Source organism: Pseudomonas cremoricolorata (genome assembly GCF_000759535.1).
GTDB classification, from domain to species: domain Bacteria; phylum Pseudomonadota; class Gammaproteobacteria; order Pseudomonadales; family Pseudomonadaceae; genus Aquipseudomonas; species Aquipseudomonas cremoricolorata_A.
This window is the reverse complement of the sequence record NZ_CP009455.1, coordinates 3,052,164-3,068,824: the sequence shown is the minus strand read 5'-3', so window position 1 is coordinate 3,068,824 and position 16,661 is coordinate 3,052,164. Positions and strand designations below refer to the sequence as shown.

Annotated in this window: 19 protein-coding genes and 2 pseudogenes; 10 read left to right on the top strand and 11 right to left on the bottom strand. The window is 61.4% G+C overall.

From position 1 onward, the window contains the following. Positions 1–89: 89 nt before the first annotated feature. Positions 90–377 carry a hypothetical protein gene (locus LK03_RS13770; RefSeq protein WP_049870489.1) on the top strand — a complete coding sequence of 96 codons (288 nt, stop codon included), beginning with the start codon at positions 90–92 and terminating at the stop codon, positions 375–377. Between the two features lie 75 nt (positions 378–452). On the opposite strand, the gene LK03_RS13765 is transcribed toward LK03_RS13770, so the two are convergent. The 4 genes from LK03_RS13765 to LK03_RS22315 all read right to left on the bottom strand — a co-directional run bounded on the left by LK03_RS13765 (position 453) and on the right by LK03_RS22315 (position 2,500). Continuing rightward, positions 453–1,250: an SDR family NAD(P)-dependent oxidoreductase gene (locus LK03_RS13765; protein ID WP_038412930.1), complete on the bottom strand. Its 798-nt coding sequence runs from the start codon at positions 1,248–1,250 to the stop codon at positions 453–455. Then, positions 1,250–2,026: an alpha/beta fold hydrolase gene (locus LK03_RS13760; RefSeq protein WP_038412929.1), complete on the bottom strand. Its 777-nt coding sequence runs from the start codon at positions 2,024–2,026 to the stop codon at positions 1,250–1,252. The genes LK03_RS13765 and LK03_RS13760 overlap by 1 nt, the downstream gene beginning before the upstream one ends. A gap of 154 nt (positions 2,027–2,180) precedes the next feature. Next, positions 2,181–2,321: a DUF2256 domain-containing protein gene (locus LK03_RS21970; RefSeq protein ID WP_081951602.1), complete on the bottom strand. Its 141-nt coding sequence runs from the start codon at positions 2,319–2,321 to the stop codon at positions 2,181–2,183. A 41-nt stretch (positions 2,322–2,362) separates the two neighbouring features. Beyond that, complete coding sequence (locus LK03_RS22315; protein ID WP_167334496.1) at positions 2,363–2,500, bottom strand: hypothetical protein; 138 nt, start codon at positions 2,498–2,500, stop codon at positions 2,363–2,365. A gap of 159 nt (positions 2,501–2,659) precedes the next feature. Here LK03_RS22315 and LK03_RS13755 point away from each other — a divergent pair, with 159 nt between their 5' ends. After that, entirely contained in the window at positions 2,660–3,427 is a 768-nt protein-coding gene (locus LK03_RS13755; RefSeq protein ID WP_038412928.1) for an SDR family oxidoreductase, read from the top strand. A 69-nt stretch (positions 3,428–3,496) separates the two neighbouring features. On the opposite strand, the gene LK03_RS13750 is transcribed toward LK03_RS13755, so the two are convergent. After that, positions 3,497–3,826, bottom strand: coding sequence for a hypothetical protein (locus LK03_RS13750; RefSeq protein WP_028693919.1), 330 nt, complete (start codon positions 3,824–3,826; stop codon positions 3,497–3,499). Positions 3,827–4,173: 347 nt separating this feature from the next. On the opposite strand from LK03_RS13750, the gene LK03_RS13745 reads away from it, so the two are divergent. The 5 genes and pseudogenes from LK03_RS13745 (at position 4,174) to LK03_RS22865 (ending at position 8,869) form a co-directional block, all read left to right on the top strand. Then, on the top strand, positions 4,174–5,724 hold the full coding sequence (locus tag LK03_RS13745; RefSeq protein WP_038412927.1) for a sensor histidine kinase: 1,551 nt from the start codon (positions 4,174–4,176) through the stop codon (positions 5,722–5,724). Between the two features lie 48 nt (positions 5,725–5,772). Further along, a complete protein-coding gene (locus tag LK03_RS13740; protein ID WP_038414725.1) occupies positions 5,773–6,276 on the top strand; it encodes a GNAT family N-acetyltransferase in 504 nt (167 codons plus the stop codon). Between the two features lie 143 nt (positions 6,277–6,419). Then, positions 6,420–6,665: an entry exclusion lipoprotein TrbK gene (gene trbK, locus LK03_RS13735; RefSeq protein WP_038412926.1), complete on the top strand. Its 246-nt coding sequence runs from the start codon at positions 6,420–6,422 to the stop codon at positions 6,663–6,665. A 203-nt stretch (positions 6,666–6,868) separates the two neighbouring features. Next, positions 6,869–7,750: pseudogene (locus LK03_RS22870) on the top strand (cache domain-containing protein); the annotation flags it as partial. After that, positions 7,736–8,869, top strand: a complete 1,134-nt coding sequence (locus tag LK03_RS22865; RefSeq protein WP_430962080.1) for a methyl-accepting chemotaxis protein — start codon at positions 7,736–7,738, stop codon at positions 8,867–8,869. The pseudogene LK03_RS22870 and the gene LK03_RS22865, both read left to right, overlap by 15 nt. 81 nt (positions 8,870–8,950) lie before the next feature. Here LK03_RS22865 and LK03_RS13725 read toward each other — a convergent pair whose 3' ends face one another. Both LK03_RS13725 and LK03_RS22185 read right to left on the bottom strand, forming a co-directional pair. Further along, positions 8,951–9,379, bottom strand: coding sequence for an MAPEG family protein (locus tag LK03_RS13725; RefSeq protein WP_038412924.1), 429 nt, complete (start codon positions 9,377–9,379; stop codon positions 8,951–8,953). A gap of 5 nt (positions 9,380–9,384) precedes the next feature. Continuing rightward, positions 9,385–9,477, bottom strand: a pseudogene (locus LK03_RS22185) (DUF2834 domain-containing protein); the annotation flags it as partial. A gap of 96 nt (positions 9,478–9,573) precedes the next feature. Between LK03_RS22185 and LK03_RS13720 the strand changes: the two are divergent. Next, positions 9,574–10,395, top strand: coding sequence for a helix-turn-helix domain-containing protein (locus LK03_RS13720; protein ID WP_038412923.1), 822 nt, complete (start codon positions 9,574–9,576; stop codon positions 10,393–10,395). A 10-nt stretch (positions 10,396–10,405) separates the two neighbouring features. Here the strand turns inward: LK03_RS13720 and LK03_RS13715 are convergent, their stop codons facing one another. Next, on the bottom strand, positions 10,406–11,275 hold the full coding sequence (locus LK03_RS13715; RefSeq protein ID WP_038412922.1) for a DMT family transporter: 870 nt from the start codon (positions 11,273–11,275) through the stop codon (positions 10,406–10,408). 121 nt (positions 11,276–11,396) lie between these two features. Between LK03_RS13715 and LK03_RS13710 the strand changes: the two genes are divergently transcribed. After that, positions 11,397–12,791: a PLP-dependent aminotransferase family protein gene (locus LK03_RS13710; RefSeq protein WP_038412921.1), complete on the top strand. Its 1,395-nt coding sequence runs from the start codon at positions 11,397–11,399 to the stop codon at positions 12,789–12,791. On the opposite strand, the gene LK03_RS13705 is transcribed toward LK03_RS13710, so the two are convergent. Next, positions 12,781–13,341 (bottom strand): GNAT family N-acetyltransferase, encoded by a 561-nt coding sequence (locus LK03_RS13705; RefSeq protein ID WP_038412920.1) that lies wholly within the window; start codon positions 13,339–13,341, stop codon positions 12,781–12,783. The two genes, LK03_RS13710 and LK03_RS13705, sit on opposite strands and share 11 nt — an antisense overlap. 125 nt (positions 13,342–13,466) lie before the next feature. Between LK03_RS13705 and LK03_RS13700 the strand changes: the two genes are divergently transcribed. Continuing rightward, the gene (locus tag LK03_RS13700) at positions 13,467–14,474 is read left to right on the top strand and encodes an alpha/beta hydrolase (protein ID WP_038412919.1); all 1,008 of its coding nucleotides are present in this window, start codon (positions 13,467–13,469) and stop codon (positions 14,472–14,474) included. 38 nt (positions 14,475–14,512) lie between these two features. On the opposite strand, the gene LK03_RS13695 is transcribed toward LK03_RS13700, so the two are convergent. Together LK03_RS13695 and LK03_RS13690 are read right to left on the bottom strand one after the other, a co-directional pair. Further along, positions 14,513–15,541 carry an alpha/beta fold hydrolase gene (locus LK03_RS13695; protein ID WP_038412918.1) on the bottom strand — a complete coding sequence of 343 codons (1,029 nt, stop codon included), beginning with the start codon at positions 15,539–15,541 and terminating at the stop codon, positions 14,513–14,515. A 169-nt stretch (positions 15,542–15,710) separates the two neighbouring features. Next, positions 15,711–16,061 carry a DUF596 domain-containing protein gene (locus LK03_RS13690; RefSeq protein WP_049870488.1) on the bottom strand — a complete coding sequence of 117 codons (351 nt, stop codon included), beginning with the start codon at positions 16,059–16,061 and terminating at the stop codon, positions 15,711–15,713. Between the last annotated feature and the right edge of the window lie 600 nt (positions 16,062–16,661).

The following is a 16,661-nucleotide window of genomic DNA, read 5'->3' as shown; positions in this document are numbered from 1 at the left end:
CGAGCCAGGCCCTGAGACGTCACTGAAACCCGGCAAGGATAACCGACCGTGACCCACGCCCTTTTACTGCGCCGCACACAGGCCGGACCGTGCCTGACCTGCCTACCGCCATCACCTGGTACAGCGACCCCGTGGGCGAAACCTTCACCTACTGGAAAACGGTCTTCCACCCTATCGGCCTGACCGCCCCTGATATCCACCAGACCGTCGCCCGCCTGCAAGCGGCCGGCGGCAAGGCGCGCACCGAGGTATTGACCATCGACCCGGCCAAGGGCTACCAGATCGCCTATTGCCAGGCCCCCTGGGGCAACACCATCGAGTTCTGCAGCCATCCCTACGTGAGCATGTGGGAGGGAGTCGGGCGGGAGGCTGGCTGAGCAATGAAAAGGCCAGTGACTCAATCACTGGCCCATTGAAGGCTGCAAAGCATCACTCGGCTGTTGCTAGCGGCCTCAGTTCTGCACACTCTGCACCGACCCGCCATCGACGCGCAAGTTGCTGCCGTTGATGAACGAAGCACGCTCGGAGACCAGCAGCGCGATGGCGGCAGCGACTTCCTCGGGTTGGCCGCGGCGCTCCTGCACGATGCCCGGACGTTCTTCTTTGAGGAAGCTCTTGATCGCATCCTCGAAGCTCACGCCCAATTCTTCAGCGCGCTTTTTCATCATGCCGTCGGTCATGCCGGTTTCGATGAAGGCTGGCGATACCGTGTTGCACAGCACGCCCTTGGCCGCTTCCTTGTACGACAGGTTCTTGATGAACGCGGCCAGTGCCGCCTTGGCAACGTTGTATACGGCCTCTTCCCAATACGGCTGCACCGCGTTTTCCGAGGTGATGCACACCAGCCGACCCCAGCGGCGCTTGCGCATGGCGGGCACGGTGGCGCGAGCCACGCGCACGGCGCTGAAGAAGTCGGTGTCCCAGGCCTCTTGATAGTCGGCATCGGCCAGCTCAAGAGGGTCGCCCTTGGCCCCGGTGACGCCTGCGGTGTGCACGACGATGTCGACCTGGCCAAAGCGCAATTCGGCCTGGCGCACCAAGTCATCGACTTGTGCTTGATCGGTCATGTCAGCGGCGACCAGCAGCGGATCGCCGCCCAGGTCTTTCGCCGATTCCTCCAGCTTCTGCTGATCCATGTCGGTCAGCACCAGCTTTACTCCTTCCTCGGCCAGCAGGCGTGCGGTGGCCAGGCCAATCCCGCCCGCAGCGCCGCTGATCAATGCCACACGGTTGTTCAAGCCCAAGTCCATCAACGTTCTCCTTCAGGGATAGTCACAGCGATACGGTCAGCGAATTCGAGCATCACCTTGGCCAGGGCCTGGGGTGTTTGCAGCGGCATCAAATGCCCGGCAGCGGGCAGGGTCAACAAGGTGCCGTCTGGGAATGGCGCGAGGGTGGTGCGTCGCTGTTCTTCGGCAGCGGGCACCTGTGCATCGTCGGCGCCGCACACCAGCAGCGCCGGATACGGCAGCGTGCCGATGCGCGCCTGCCAGTCTTCACGGCTGCCGTGGTCGACCCAGGCGCGCCAGGCCTCAAGATTGACGGCCTGGGCATCGCCGATGGCCACTTCGCGCAACGGTTCGGGCAGCCGGTGAAAGCTCGAGTCGTCGACGAAGGCTTCGGCTTCTGCGCGCGTGGCGCCGTACTGGCGCTGCTGGTCACGATCTTCCTCGCTCATCGGCTGTGGCCCGGGTGGCGACGGCGCCACCAGTACCAGACCTTGCAGGTAGTCGGGGCGACGCGCGGCCAGCACCACGGCGACCTTGCCGGTCATGGAATGGCCGACCAGGATGCAGCGCTTGAGGTTGAGTTGGCCAATGGTGCGGTCGATATGATCGGCCATTTCACTGACCGAATAGCCCGGCACATCGTGGGCATCGCCGAAGCCTGGGGTGTTCAGGGCTACGCAGTGGTGCGTGCGGTCGAGGAAGGGAATGGTCGGCCCCCAGGTGCGGTGCGAACCGCCGAGGAAGTGCATCAACACGAAGGTGATCGGCCCTTGGCCTTGTTCGCTGTGTGGGAGCATCGCATGCCTGTCTCGGGAGATTTCTCAGTTGAGCGAGCGGGCAAATCAGGAGTTCATTTATTCTCCAGAAGCCAGGCCCAACACGGTGCAGTGCCGAAGCAGAACGAAGCGCGCAGCGCCATACAGGGAGTCGCCCGTGACTGCGGGCAGGCGCCTAGGCGATTACCCCGCGCTGACGCCGGCAGCGCTCCGAGCAGTAGCGCACCTCGTGCCAGCAGCGCTCCCATTTCTTGCGCCAGGTGAAGGGACGGCCACACACCGGACACTGCTTTTGCGGCAGGTCACGCTTGTGCATGGCAGCCTTTCCGAGGCGGTAGCAGCCTAGGTGCACGCATCCTATTCAGGCTCCACCTCGGGGTCTTCGTCTTCAGCTTCGACGGGCTTTACATTTTGGTTGGCGGGCTTGAGCGGGTCGTTGACGAACGGCACCTGGCTTGGGCCCTGCTCTTCCTGGCCTGCGGTTTGCGGTTGCATGGCGGGTGTCTCCTGGTGGGGTTGCACATTGGAGGCGCGCCATCGCGGCGATGTTCCCTGGCCGTTGTGGATACGCAGCCGTGCAGTCATCGAAGGCCGGCTGTAGTCAGACCTTCGTACCCCAGCCCGAACACCCCACATGCAGCAGAGGACTCGAGCATGCACACCAAAGACAACACCCTTCTGGTCACCGGCGGCGGCAGCGGTATCGGCCTGGAGCTGGCCAAGGCCTTCCTGGCCCTGGGTAACCAGGTGATCATCGCCGGACGCCGCGAAGACGTCCTGCAACAGGCCGTCGCCGCCAGCCCCGGCCTGCATTACCAGGTGATGGACGTCAGCGATGCGGCCGATAGCGAACGTGCTGTGCAGCGGCTGCTGGCCGAGTACCCAACGCTCAATGCGGTGATCCACGCCGCCGGCATCATGCGCGGCGAATCCCTGCGCGAAGGCGCCACCGAACTGGAGGCGACCATCGCCACCAACCTGCTCGGGCCGATTCGTCTGGATGGCTGGCTGGTGCCGCACTTTCTCAGGCAGCCCCATGCGGCGGTGGTCACGGTGTCGTCAGGCCTTGCGTTCCTGCCCCTGGCGCTGACCCCAAGCTACAGCGCCAGCAAGGCGGCGATTCACTCCTACACGCAATCGTTGCGCTACCAGCTCAAGGACACTGCGATACGGGTTCACGAACTGGCCCCGCCCTACGTGCAGACCCACTTGATGGGCGAACGCCAGGCGAACGATCCCCATGCCATGCCGTTGCAGGCCTTCATCGATGAGGTCATGGACATCTTCCAGCACACGCCGGAGGCAGACGAGATTCTGGTGGAGCGGGTCAAGCCGCTGCGCTTCGCTGAGCGCGGGGAGGATTACGCGGAGTTCTTCAATAACTTCAACGACCAGATGGCGGCGGCACGCGAAGGCGAGTGAGGCAGGTGGGTCTGGCGTTGACAGGTGAAATCGGGACTGCGTCGCAGCCCCGATCGCTGAGCGGCTGAATCAGTCGACGCGCACGAAGATGTTCTTCGCCATCTCGTTGCCGCCGACGGTTTCCAGACGCTTGCCGCCGTCCAGCACACGCACGTTGATCAGCGCCTGGCCGTCCTTGTTGCGGGCGGTGACGATATCGTCCTTGCGCTCCCACTCATCGACCTTGAGCTTGCTGCCATTGACGGTGATGTAGTCCTTGGAGAACTCCCAGGTCTGCTTGGGCGATTCGAAGCCCATGACCTTGGTGGTCTGTTCATAGGTGCCATCCAGGGCATCGTTGCCGCAGCCGGCGAGAACGAAGAAAGGCAAGGCCGCCAGAGCCAGTTTGAGAGTGCGCATAAGATCTCCTTATCGAGGTCGGATGGTTGCGGCGGTCGTCGGCGCGGGACGGACCTGCCGGGCGCCGTGCCCGGCCGTGCCCGGCGCCACCGTGATAACGGAGGTGCCAGCACAGTGCTCAGTGGGCAGAGGCTCAATGGTGCGGCGCGAGGATAAATTCGAGGCGCCCTTCATCGACCAGTAACGGTTTGAAACATTCCCATGGCACAGGTTTTTTTTGCGTCGTGCTTCACAGTCTTGTTGTCGCAACATCGAAATGGATCGCCTGGCGGGAAAACCTATTCCCGCGCCAGCATTAGGTGTAGATTCCCGGCGTTTGCGCCCTCTCCTTCATCTCGGATATGCCCATGCCTGCTCTGTCACCTGACGAATTCGTTCGCGCCGCTCTACAGGTTTCACACAGTCGTTTGCGCAGACAGCATGAGCTGGTGGTGAACTTCGCGGTAGAGTCACTGACGATCATCGACACCGACGATCTGCTGACCCAAGCGTGCCAGATCGCAGCCAAGGGCATGGACACGCCGTTCGCCAAAGTGCTGCAGCCGGTTGTCGATAGCGCATTGCTTCGTCTGGGCCACGGCGTGGGATGGGATGCCAGCGATATCGGCTCAGCCACCGTCGGCGGCGATGACGCAAGCCCTGCTGGCTACGCCTTCACCAGCAACCGCCCGGTCATTTCCAACCATCTAGGCGAGGAACTGCGCTTCCGCACGCCGAGTCTGCTGCGCGACTACGGCATCAAACGCGCGATCAACGTGCCGGTTCGAGGCGTCAGCGGCACGTTTGGCGTGTTGGAAGTAGACAGTCGTGACGGCGAAGACTTCATCGAAAGTGATCTGGTGTTCCTCGAAGGGCTGGCCACGATCATCTCCATGACCCTCGAACGCCTGAGCGCCAAGCTGGAAAGCAGGAGTGCGCACCCCTACTCGGAGAGCATCCTCAACGCCAGCCCGGACTGCGTGAAGATCCTGTCGTGCCAAGGTGAGGTCGAGTTTTTCAACGAAGCGGGCTTGTGCCGGATGCAGATCGCCGATTTCACCGAGGTTGCCGGCAAGCCTTGGGTCGACCTGTGGCCCGATGTCTCCAAGCATGCGGTCATCGACGCACTCAGCCAGGTGAAAAAAGGCGATTCAGTGCGTTTCGAATCGTTCTGCCCCACTCTCAAGGGCGAGCCGCGCTGGTGGGACGTCACGGCGGCGCCGATCTATGACGAAACAGGTGAACTGGACAAGATCATCGCGGTATCGCGGGACATCACCGAGCGTCACGAGCAGGAGCTGCGTCTGGCCGCCTTGGTGGATGCGCAAAGTACCAAACTCAGCGAAACCGGTTTGCACCTCGAGGAAATTCACCACCGGGTGAAGAACAGCCTGCACCTGGTCAATACCCTGCTGCTGTTGCAAGCCAACCTGTCTAACGAAGAAAGCGTCAAGGCGCAGCTGCAGATTGCCGCCAACCGGGTGCTGACCATTGCTGCCGTGCATGAGCGCCTGTACCGGGATGCCAATGAGCAAGGCGTCAGCGTGTCCGAATATGTAAGTGACTTGCTCGGCGATATGAAAAAAGCCTTCGGCGACCCGCGTATCGAACACACCGTGGATGCCTTCTTACTGCCCGCCGAACGCATGGCGCCCCTGGGCCTGGTGATCTGCGAACTGGTCACCAACGCCTTGAAGTACGGCCGCGGCACGATCTGCGTCAAGGTAGTGAAGGACGGCGACGACGCGCTGATATTGGTCAGCGATGAGGGCGATGGCTTTCCCGAGCACTACCCCAAACCCAGCGGCACCGGGCTAGGCATGCGGCTGGTCAAGAGTTACTCAGGGTACGGCGAACAGTGCATTTCGCTGGATACTTCCTCGGGCCTGAGCACGATTCAGGTGCGTTTCAAGCTGTAGGAATGTGGCATGCTCCGCTGTTCATTTGCGAACGAGGGCAAGCAGTCCATGGCAGCGTCGTGCATCACTTACTACCTGGAAATGACCTCAGCCTCCGAGCTGCAGGCCAAACCGCCGCGTGATGATCTGCAGATCGTCGAGTGTGAAGTTCCGCAGCCCGCGTTGAACCGCTTCCTCTACCAGTTGGTCGGCGGCTCATGGGGCTGGGGCGATCTGCTGGCGTGGAGCGACGCCCAGTGGCAGGCCCTCGTCGAGCAGCCCTGCCATCGCACCTGGGTGGCCTATCACCGCGGCGCCATTGCCGGTTATTACGAGCTGCACCGCCCCGACCAGTGTAATGCCGAGATCCGCTACTTCGGCCTGGCCCCGCAGTTTCTCGGCTGTGGCTTCGGCGGCGCCCTGCTCAGCCACGCCCTCGAATCGGCCTGGCAATGGCCGGGCACCGAGCGGGTCTGGGTACACACCTGCAGCCTCGATCACCCGGCGGCGCTGGCCAACTATCAGGCTCGGGGCTTGCGCGTCTATAAGCAGGAGGCGGACGAGCAGGCTTGAACTAGCACTAGGGTTGCGGAACTAATCACCCGCGCAATCGACAAACACCACGTGTCACCCATCGCACACGAGAAACGATGAAAAGCACCGCGCCGATCAGCCGCCGTGGTGCGTACCAAAAATGATCGATCAAGGAAGAATCCATGCGTAATCGCTTCGCCACTCTCGCAGCAACAATGAGCGTTGTTGCAATCCTGGCAGGCTGCACAGAAGAAAAAGTGCCCGAGCCAACCGCGGAAAACTGCGGCCCCGAGTTGTACGAGAAGAACCTCGCCAGCCTGTCGAAGGAAGCGAACCGCCACGAATTCATCGCCGCCTGTAAAAGCTTCCTGGCGTCGAAGAAGATGACCGAGTGGAAGTTCGAGAAAAGCCCCAAGGGCAAGTATTGAGGCAGACGGTATGGCGCGCTTGACCCTTTGACCGGTTCAATTACGCCCTGCCCTGCTGGGCGCCCCACCGTCATTGGGTGCATCACGTGTAATCGTCAGCGTCGAGCCTCCTAGGCTCGGAAATATAAACGCCCACCGCTCTTCAGCTTTGCCCCAGCCCCGCCGACACAAGGTCAACAGACCGTGGTTTTCGGAGCCTTTCGATGTCATTGATTCCCGCACGTATTTCGCAGCGCATGACGCTGGCCATTCTGGGGCTGCTGGTTCTGACGGCGGTGGCGATCTTTGCCGTGATTACCCTGGGCGGCAAGCCGCGGCTGCTGGCCGCTGGCACCGAGGCGGCCGAGCAGTCGGCCAAGGCGCTGACCAATGAACTGGCCTTGCCGCTCAACCGCATCGAAGGCACGGCTTCGGCCATGGCCCTTCTGGCGCAGACCCTGCCGCGCGATGTGGCACTGTTCCAGGACAACCTGGCGGGCATCATCGATAGCCATGGCGATGCAGCCATCGCAGGGGGCGGCGTCTGGCCCGAGCCCAACGCCTTCATCCCAGGGACTGAACGACGCAGCTTCTTCTGGGCCCGTGGCGCCGACAATAAACTGAGCTTTTCCAATGAATACAACGACGCCAGTACCTCGCCCTACCAGGCCGAGTCCTGGTACACCGGGGTCAAGTCCACAGCGCCGGGCCGTTGCGTCTGGTCCGATGCCTACCAAGACCCGGTCAGCGGCGTAGCCATGACCACCTGCAGCGTGCCGTACCAGCGTGCGGGCGCGTTCGCAGGTGTGGCGACTATCGACCTCAAATTGGACGGCCTGGCGACCTTCCTCCAGGAAAAAGGCGGCATCACCGGCGGCTATGCGTTCGCGGTCGATGCCGCAGGAAACGTGCTGTTCTTTCCCGACAACAAAGCCGGCAAGGCCCTGTTGACCGTGGCCGCGCTGAGCAAGGAGCAATCCTGGCTGCAGCCTGTGGCCGATCGCCTTGCCGACACGTTGCCGGCCATCTCGACCTTCCGACTCGACCACGATGCCAGGCTCGATACGCCGGCCTATGTGACGCTGGCGACCATGGAAAACACCGGCTGGCGGATCGGCCTGGTAACGCCTGAGTCGCGCGTGGTCGGCCTGGCGAATCATCTGACCGGGCAAATATTGCTGTTCCTCCTGCCGCTGATGGGCCTGCTGCTGGGTCTGGCCTGGCTGGCCGGCAAACGCCTGCTGGTACAGCTCGAAGAAACCACCCGGCAAATCGACAGCCTGGGCCAGGGCGGTCAGGCCGGCGCCCGCCTGGAGATCCTGCGTGCCGATGAAATTGGCGCACTGCGTGAATCGGTCAACCGCTACGCTGGTTCACTGCGCGAGATGCTCAATCGTATTGCCGAAGAGTCTGTTTCCCTCGAGCGTCAGGCCAACGACCTGGCGCAGTTGTCCCACGGTCTGGCCGAGCGGGCTGAGTCGCAACGCCAGGACAACACCTTGCTGGCGACCGCCATCACCGAGATGTCGGCCAGCGCCAGCGAAGTTGCGCACAATACCTCTGACTGTTCCGACACTGCCCAACGCTCGCTGGATGAGGCACAACACAGTCAGAATCAGGTCAACGACAACAGCCAGTTCATCGAAGTGCTGGCCACGGACATTGCCGGTGCGGCCGACGCCATCACCCAGCTGGGCGCGGACATCGAGCGGGTCGGCAGCGTGCTGGAGGTGATCAAGTCCATCTCGCAACAAACCAACCTGCTGGCACTCAACGCGGCCATCGAAGCCGCACGTGCCGGCGAACAGGGCCGCGGCTTCGCGGTGGTGGCCGACGAAGTCAGAACCCTGGCCGGCCGCACGCAAACCTCTGCCAACGAGATTCAGGAAATGATTTCGCAACTTCGCCAGGCGTCGAGCGCGGCGGTTGCCACGATGCAAAACGGCGCCGAGCGCACACGCGCCTCGGTGCAGCAGGCGGTTGGCGTCGCATCCACCCTCGGCACCACGGTGGGCAGCTTCGACGATATCGTACGGCGCGCGCAGCAAATTGCCGTGGCAGCCCAGGAGCAAAGCCACGTCACCCACGAAATCAATGAACTGGCGGTGCGTATCCACTCCGCCAGCGAGCAAGGTGCACGGGACGCCAACGCATTGCGCGAACTGGGCAAGGGTATGCAGTCGATCTCTGGGCGACTGGGTGAACTGAGCCGGGGTGGGCGGTAACCGATTGCCTGGGGCTGCCTTGCAGCCCCTCGCGGCCCAAGCCAAAGACAACCACCGTCAGCTATGGCCGATGACGTCCGATCAACCTGTGATAGTCACCCACGTAATGGCCGCACATAACCCTGCCAAACAGACAATCCCGACCCCATAACACAGCGTACGCCAAGGCTGCACGCCGCTCAGATACGCGACGGTATGCAGCACCCTCGCCAGCGTGAACACCACGCTCAGCCATACCGTGAGCATGACCGGTACAGTCAAGGCCACTGCCAACCCGCCCAGGGCAAAGAATGCCGGAATGTTCTCCAGATCGTTCGCCCACGCCCTGCTCGCTCGAATCACTGGTGCAAGTTCCTGGTCCCTGGCAGCGCGTTTGAAAACAGCGGCATCCTCGATGTTGGTGAACGCTTTATGCCGCAGGCGGTAGAAGCCCTGGTAGCACGACAAGGCAAACATCTTGAGAAACAGCACCACCACACAACCGGCATATACGGCCAGAGCGCTGTTCATCGCAGTGCGATCATCGATTGTTCGGCCATCAGCATCGTCCAGCCGGTATACAGCGAAAACAACGCCAGCGCTGCCAGCGCAATCATGCTAAGTACCATGCTCGTTTCCTCGGTAGGGTTTGCCGGCACAGTAGTGATAGGGTTGGCGGCGCTCAATGACCTGTGAGGTCATCAACACCCAAGGAAGATCCCGGCATGGATGACCCGTCGCCACACCGCAAAGCCCCCGCCCCGGCCATGACCGCCGGCCAGCAGCTGCGCCACTTGCGCCGACAGGCCGGGCTCAGCCAGCTCGACCTGGCGCTGATCGCCGGGGTTTCGCAGCGCCACCTCAGTTGCATCGAGACCGCGCGTGCCAAACCCAGCCCGAGCACCTTGCACGCATTACTGTCAGCACTCGGTGCCGCGCTGGAGCAATGCAACGAGGTGTTTCTCGCCGCAGGCTACGCGCCGCGCTACGCCGCAACGCCGCTTCAAGCCCCTGCCCTGGAGGTGGTGCATGGGGCCATCGCGCACATCCTGCAAGCCAACGATCCAGCACCCGCCATCGTCATCGACAGCAACTGGGACATCATTGCCGCCAACGTCAGCACCGGGCTGCTACTGGCGATGGCCGGTGTACCGCACGATGCGGCGTCGGGCCTGAACCTGCTGCAAACCTTGCTCGCCCCTGGGGGGCTGGGTGATCGCCTGGTCAATGCCCAGGAGATCCGCGCCACGGCCTGGCAACGCGCCTCGCGGGAAGCGCTTGGCAACCCCACCCTCGCCCAGCGGCTGAGCACCTTGCCTCGCCCGCAGCACGACGTGCCAGGACAAAGCGCCAGCCCCGTGCTGCTGACTCGCGTGCACAGCGCAGAGGGCGAGTTGAGTTTTCTGTCCACCTTCACCACCTTCGGCATGCCGCTGGACATCACCGTCGCCTCGCTGCGCATCGAGCATCTGATACCGGCCGATGCCTCGACGTCGCGACGGATGAAGGCTGCGTTCGAGCGCTGGAATACCGATAACCCTCGATAGCGCCGCCCCCCTATCGCGCATACCGTTTAGCCCCCACCACACACACCACCGCCCCCAGGGTGACCATCAGCATCATCCAACTGACCTGCTCGTGGAGCAGCAACGCCGCCAGTGCCAGGCCCAGGAACGGTTGCACCAGTTGCAGTTGCCCCACCGCCGCGATGCCGCCCTGAACCAGCCCGCGGTACCAGAACACGAAGCCGAGCAGCATGCTGAACAGTGACACGTAACCGAGGCTGAACCAGGCCGGCGCGCTGACCTTGGCCAATGCCTGCGCTGCGGGGAAGGTGAGCAAGGTCAGCAGCAGCATCAACGGCAAAGCCAGCAGCAGCGCCCAACTGATCACCTGCCAGCCGCCCAGGGTCCGCGACAGCCGCGCCCCTTCGGCATAGCCCAGGCCGCACACCACCACCGCCGCGACCATCAGCGCATCGCCCAGGGCTGACCCCGCTCCCCCGGCCAGCCACGCATAGCCCGCGACCAACCCTGCGCCGATCAGCGAGAACACCCAAAACAATGGCCGAGGCCGCTCACCACCGCGCAGCACGGCAAACCCTGCGGTGCACAACGGCAACAGTCCGACGAAGACGATCGAGTGCGCGGACGTCACGTGCTGCAGCGCCAATGCGGTCAGCAGCGGGAAACCGACGACCACCCCCAGCGCGGTGATCGCCAGGGACGCCAGCTCACGTTTGGCCGGACGTGGTTGTCGCAGGATGATCAGCAGCAGCGCGCCCAACAGCGCAGCGATCGTCGCCCGGGCGCAGGTCAGGAAGGTCGGCTCGAAGTCCGCCACCGCCACCCGGGTCGCCGGTAACGAGCCGGCGAAGATCGCCACGCCGATAAAGCCGTTGATCCATCCGCGGGTTGTGTTTTGCATTGCTCAGTCCTCGCCAAATCAGCGCCGAGTAAAGCACTGACAGCGTTGGCGAAGCCATGTACAGTCCCCAACAGTTTGACCGAACTGTTATGCCCACAATGCCCGCACAGTCGAGGAAACCATGAAGCGCAGCACCACGCGAATCGCAGCGGTCATGGGGGAGGTCCACGCAAGAATTGCCGCTCGTTCCTACAGGGCTGGGACGAAAATCCCCTCGGTTCGAGCCATGGCGCAAACCCTGCAGGTGTCGGTGTCCACGGTGCTGGAAGCCTATGAACGGCTGGTCGCCGAGGGCGTACTCTATGCTCGTCCGGGCTCGGGCTTCTACGTCGAAGGGCCCGTGGCGCCCCTGGCGCTCACCGAACTCGGGCCAAAGCTCGATCGCGAAGTCGACCCGTTGTGGATCTCGCGCCAGTCGCTGGACACTGCCACCGATGCGTTGAAACCAGGCTGCGGCTGGCTGCCGCCCGCCTGGCTGTACGAAGCGGGGGTGCGCAAAGCCCTGCGCAACGTCGCCCGCGCCAGTGCTGCGCAGCTGACCGAATATGCCTCACCCCATGGCCACGGCCCGCTCAGGCAATTTCTGTCGCGACGCCTGGCCGCCAGCGGCATCGACGCTGCGCCTGAGCAGATCATGCTCACCGAATCCGGCACCCAAGCCATCGACCTGATCTGCCGTTTCCTCCTCGAACCGGGCGACACCGTGCTGGTGGACGACCCCTGCTACTTCAACTTCCAGGCCCTGCTCAAAGCCCACCGGGTCAACGTCGTCGGCGTGCCTTACCGCACAACGGGCGCAGATATCGAGGCTTTCGGCGCTGCACTTGCCGCGCATTCACCAAGGCTCTATATCACCAACTCCGGCATCCACAACCCCACCGGCGCAACACTGTCCCCGGTGACGGCGCACCGACTTTTGAAGTTGGCCGACGCCTGCAACCTGGTCATCGTCGAAGACGATATCTTCGCCGACTTCGAAACCACCCCAGCACCCCGCCTCGCCGCCTTCGATGGCTTGTCTCGGGTCATCCAGATCGGCAGTTTCTCCAAAACCGTCTCCGCTTCGATTCGTTGCGGCTACGTCGCCGCCAGAGGTGACTGGATCGAGCGCCTGGTCGACCTGAAGATCGCCACCTCATTCGGCGGCGGGCGCCTGGCGGCCGATATCATCCACCAGGCGATTACCGACAGCGGCTATCGAAAACACATGGAACGTGTCCGCCGCCGGCTCAACGACGAACGGGAAAGAACCGTCCCGAAACTAAGCGCCCTCGGCATCGAGCCGTGGACCATACCCAGGGCCGGCATGTTCCTCTGGTGCCAACTACCCGAGCGCATGGATGCCGCTGTATTGGCCAGAACTTGCCTGAAAGACGGTGTAGTACTGGCACCAGGCAATGCATTCAGCCAGTCGCTCACGGCGGGGGACTATCTGCGTTTCAATGTCGCCCAGGCAGGCGACGGTAAACTCTATGAAGTGCTGGCGCGAGCGATGAACCTTTGCGCTAGCCGCTAGCAGCAACGCTGCTCAGCCACTCAGCCCGGGTCATCTCCCAGATCTCGACACTCATCGACCCGGCAACGAACTCGCCTTCCTGCACCGCCACCCTGCGCATGCCCTCATGTTCCGAGACCTTGCGCGACCCAATGTTGGCCACCGCCTTGGGTACCTGCATCACAGGCCTCGCCAGCGTCTCGAACCAATACCGGTTCACCACCCGGCACGCCTCACGCATATACCCCCGGCCCCACCACTGCGGCGCCAGCCAGAAGCCGCGATTGTTGCCCGGCTCGTCGTACAGGCTGATGCTGCCGACCACACATTCGACATCGTCACGCAGACGCATCATCCAATGCCACTCCCGCCCCTCAGCCATGGCCGGCAAGGCCAGATCGCGCACATACACCAGCGCCCCGTCGTCGGGGTACGGCCAGGGGATACGGCTATTGAGGTAGCGCACCACCTCCCACTGGGGGAACAGCGCCTGGATGGTGGGGGCGTCCGAGCGTTGCAGCGGGGTGAGGATGAGGCGGTCGGTGCGCAAGGTGGGGAGGCTGCTGTCCATTGCGGGGAGTCCTTTGGTACAAGACTTTCAATACGGAGCGCAGGCGTGGAAGCTCGTTTGAACATGGCCTGCATTTATCAAGCGGAACATACTGGCGGACACATGATCTCGCCTGCGGATACAGCATGATCAATACAGTACGTGCAGTCACCTTCTGCCTGGGATTGGTCCTTACAACTGATGCCTTGCCCAACGATGGCTCAAAGCACACTACCAACGTGCACATAGTCAAAAATCGGCTGGCGATCGTCAGGAACGGGCTCACCGGCACTGCGGTGTACGAGTCAACGAGCCCCCTGGACGCTCAACATGCTTCCACACAAAGCGCGATACTCATCGTCCACGGGCATCTACGCAATGCCCACACCTATTTCAAAACTGCGGTTAGAGCACTGTCCAAATCCCCCCGCCAGGAGCAAGTTTTTCTTATAGCGCCGCAATTCCTGACGCCGCAGGATATCCAGCGCAACGCTCTGGGGTCGGATATTCTCAGATGGACGGCTCAAGGCTGGATGGCAGGAGACAACGCAGTAGGGCCAGCGGCGCTAGGCAGCTTTGATGTCTTCGATGAAATTCTCGACAAACTGAATGACAGATCCAGGTTTCCTGACCTGAAAGAAATCGTCATCGCGGGCCATTCCGGCGGAGGCCAGGTCGTACAGCGTTACGCGATACTGCGACACCTACCCAACGCAGATGACTCGGTGCCGGTACGCTTCGTGGTCGCCAATCCCTCGTCCTACGCGTACTTCGACGCCTGGCGTCCAGAGCCGGTGAACAGCGCAGATTGCCCTGCCTATAACACCTGGAAGTACGGCCTCGATGACCTGCCCAGTTACGCCTCGAGCAAAGACGCGTCGACCTTGCTGCACCGCTATACCCAACAGGATGTGACCTATCTATTGGGCGAGAACGACACCGACCCCAACCACCCGGCCCTGGACAAAAGCTGCGCGGCGCAAGCACAAGGCCCGTTCAGACTGGCCAGAGGGTTGAGTTATTACAGCCACTTGGTCGAGCAGCAGCCCGATGTGGTCAACAGGCAGAGGCTGCTGATCGTTCCGGGGGTAGGCCACAGCGCCGATGGCATATTCAATTCAGATGCCGGCCAGAAAGCACTGTTTGGTGGCTGACATTGCTCTGGCCCGACTGACCGAAATCCTGGCCTGATCTATGGCTGCGGTGTGTGCAATTCGTCCACCAATGTGCGGTTGAACTGCGCGACATCCTCCATCTGCGGAGCATGCCCTCGCCCGGGGAATTCAACGAGTCGTGCATGGGGAATCATCTGCGCCGCTCTTTTTCCCAGCACCTTGTAATTGCCCAGCGTCTTTTTGACCTCGGCAGGCGCGATATCGCTGCCAATGGCCGTGGTGTCGGCATCCCCAATCAGCAGCAGCGTCGGAACCTTCAGGTTCGGCAGTTCGTAGTAGACCGGCTGGTTGAAAATCATGTCGTAGATCAGCGCCGAATTCCACGCCACACGCTTTTTCCCCGGGCCATTATTCAGCCCGGCGAGCATATCCACCCAGCGGTCGTACTCAGGCTTCCAACGCCCGGCGTAATAGGTGTTTTGCTCGTAGGTCCGAATGCCTTGCGCCGAAACCTTGAGTTCGCGCGCATACCATTGATCGACACTGCGCCAAGGCACACCCAGCGCCTTCCAATCCTCGAGACCAATAGGATTGACCATCACCAACCGCTCGGTCTGCTGCGGGTACATCAACGCATACCGAGCCGCCAACATCCCCCCTGTCGAGTGCCCCATGACGACAGCGTTATCTACGCCCAGGCTGTTCAACAGCTCATGCGTATTCGAGGCAAGCTGCTGGAACGAGTACTGATAAGCCTCAGGTTTGGTCGACGTACAAAAGCCCACCTGGTCAGGCGCGATGACACGATAACCCGCCGCCGACAACGACTTTATCGTGTCCTCCCACGTCGCCCCGCAGAAGTTTTTCCCGTGCAACAGCACCACCGAACGGCCATTGGACTTGCCCGCTGCTGGCACGTCCATGTAGCCCATCTTCAAGGGCTGGCCCTGGGACATGAACTCGAAATGATGCAAGGGAAATGGGTATGTGAAGCCTTGGAGCTCTTGGCCATACACAGCTTGAACACCCGGCACGGCATCGGCCGCCAGCGTGACGGTCGAGCATGTGCTGGCGAGTAGAACGGAACCTGCTAGTAGTGCCTTCATCACTGCATTACACCACGCTGGGTCAAAGCCTAAGGACTGTATTGGAAGCGTTCACACGCTAAGGTGTTGGGTTCGAAGTTACCTGATTCGTTCAGGTGAGATCAGCTCGCCGGCTGGATGCACCGATGCAGAGGAACTGGCTCAAGCCTCCTTGTTCCATCCCATCGCCTCACGTCCACACTTCGCGACCGTCCTCGAAGCACCAGACCAAACCTCCCGGCACCCAGCATTCACCTTTGCTGTTCAGCCAAAAAACGTCTTCATCCAGCTGACCCTCATCAGGAAAGGCTTGAAGGTAGGCGTCAACCTGTTCCTCAACGCTGCCGGTCAAAAATGAATCAGCCGCCAGCTTGACCCGCCCCTCGGTGAGCAGCCTGCGCAAGAGCTGTAGGAAAAGCGTTTTGCGCTCTTCGAAACCTGACTGAGATAACGCTTGGGCCAAGTTGAGCCACAGGGCATTCACATCGAACCCTTCGCCCAGTTCCGCAATTTGGCGATAGGTCTCGTCACTGATTTTCATAGGACTCATATGAATTCAAGCTCCACTTGGCCAGCTTTTGTTCCAGATACACATTCTTTGGAAACACAAATAGTCTGATACTTCATTTTCGTAGCGCTTCCTGACCGCTGACCTGCTTCGCTTGCTGGAGTTGACAACTTTTCTACGGCGCAACCAGCGAGTGCAAGCGAACAACCGGAAAATTTACCAGATCGACGCAGATCCTTGAACAACACCTCGGCCTTGCTGTAGCGAATACCCTTCGAAAGAGACGTAGGGTCATGAGTAATGTATCGCAGGTCGGATGATGCATTTCTATCAGTGCGCCTTGGACACGTTACGCCTCGTGCGAACTGAACGATTAGATCCGAATACTCATGCAGGCGCTTGCACACCGATCCTGCGGAGCGGCGCTAGCATGTACCACCCAGACTTTTTAACTAGAGAATACAGCGCTCGAACTAACCAACTATTTAACTGACACTGCCAGACTACGCGAAGATCAACAAACCAACAAATCAACAAATCAACAAATCAACAAATCAACAAATCAACATTCGGAAGCAGATATCGCCAATCAGGACAACAGCTTTGAACATCGTAATGAGAGCAAGAAAATAT

What these genes read in the sequence shown, in the direction of transcription:
- LK03_RS13765 (WP_038412930.1), bottom strand. Translation starts at nt 1,250, where the DNA reads ATGGACTTGGGCTTGAACAACCGTGTGGCATTGATCAGCGGCGCTGCG.
- LK03_RS13760 (WP_038412929.1), bottom strand. Translation starts at nt 2,026, where the DNA reads ATGCTCCCACACAGCGAACAAGGCCAAGGGCCGATCACCTTCGTGTTG.
- LK03_RS21970 (WP_081951602.1), bottom strand. Translation starts at nt 2,321, where the DNA reads ATGCACAAGCGTGACCTGCCGCAAAAGCAGTGTCCGGTGTGTGGCCGT.
- LK03_RS22315 (WP_167334496.1), bottom strand. Translation starts at nt 2,500, where the DNA reads ATGCAACCGCAAACCGCAGGCCAGGAAGAGCAGGGCCCAAGCCAGGTG.
- LK03_RS13755 (WP_038412928.1), top strand. Translation starts at nt 2,660, where the DNA reads ATGCACACCAAAGACAACACCCTTCTGGTCACCGGCGGCGGCAGCGGT.
- LK03_RS13750 (WP_028693919.1), bottom strand. Translation starts at nt 3,826, where the DNA reads ATGCGCACTCTCAAACTGGCTCTGGCGGCCTTGCCTTTCTTCGTTCTC.
- LK03_RS13745 (WP_038412927.1), top strand. Translation starts at nt 4,174, where the DNA reads ATGCCTGCTCTGTCACCTGACGAATTCGTTCGCGCCGCTCTACAGGTT.
- LK03_RS13740 (WP_038414725.1), top strand. Translation starts at nt 5,773, where the DNA reads ATGGCAGCGTCGTGCATCACTTACTACCTGGAAATGACCTCAGCCTCC.
- trbK (WP_038412926.1), top strand. Translation starts at nt 6,420, where the DNA reads ATGCGTAATCGCTTCGCCACTCTCGCAGCAACAATGAGCGTTGTTGCA.
- LK03_RS22865 (WP_430962080.1), top strand. Translation starts at nt 7,736, where the DNA reads ATGGAAAACACCGGCTGGCGGATCGGCCTGGTAACGCCTGAGTCGCGC.
- LK03_RS13725 (WP_038412924.1), bottom strand. Translation starts at nt 9,379, where the DNA reads ATGAACAGCGCTCTGGCCGTATATGCCGGTTGTGTGGTGGTGCTGTTT.
- LK03_RS13720 (WP_038412923.1), top strand. Translation starts at nt 9,574, where the DNA reads ATGGATGACCCGTCGCCACACCGCAAAGCCCCCGCCCCGGCCATGACC.
- LK03_RS13715 (WP_038412922.1), bottom strand. Translation starts at nt 11,275, where the DNA reads ATGCAAAACACAACCCGCGGATGGATCAACGGCTTTATCGGCGTGGCG.
- LK03_RS13710 (WP_038412921.1), top strand. Translation starts at nt 11,397, where the DNA reads ATGAAGCGCAGCACCACGCGAATCGCAGCGGTCATGGGGGAGGTCCAC.
- LK03_RS13705 (WP_038412920.1), bottom strand. Translation starts at nt 13,341, where the DNA reads ATGGACAGCAGCCTCCCCACCTTGCGCACCGACCGCCTCATCCTCACC.
- LK03_RS13700 (WP_038412919.1), top strand. Translation starts at nt 13,467, where the DNA reads ATGATCAATACAGTACGTGCAGTCACCTTCTGCCTGGGATTGGTCCTT.
- LK03_RS13695 (WP_038412918.1), bottom strand. Translation starts at nt 15,541, where the DNA reads ATGAAGGCACTACTAGCAGGTTCCGTTCTACTCGCCAGCACATGCTCG.
- LK03_RS13690 (WP_049870488.1), bottom strand. Translation starts at nt 16,061, where the DNA reads ATGAAAATCAGTGACGAGACCTATCGCCAAATTGCGGAACTGGGCGAA.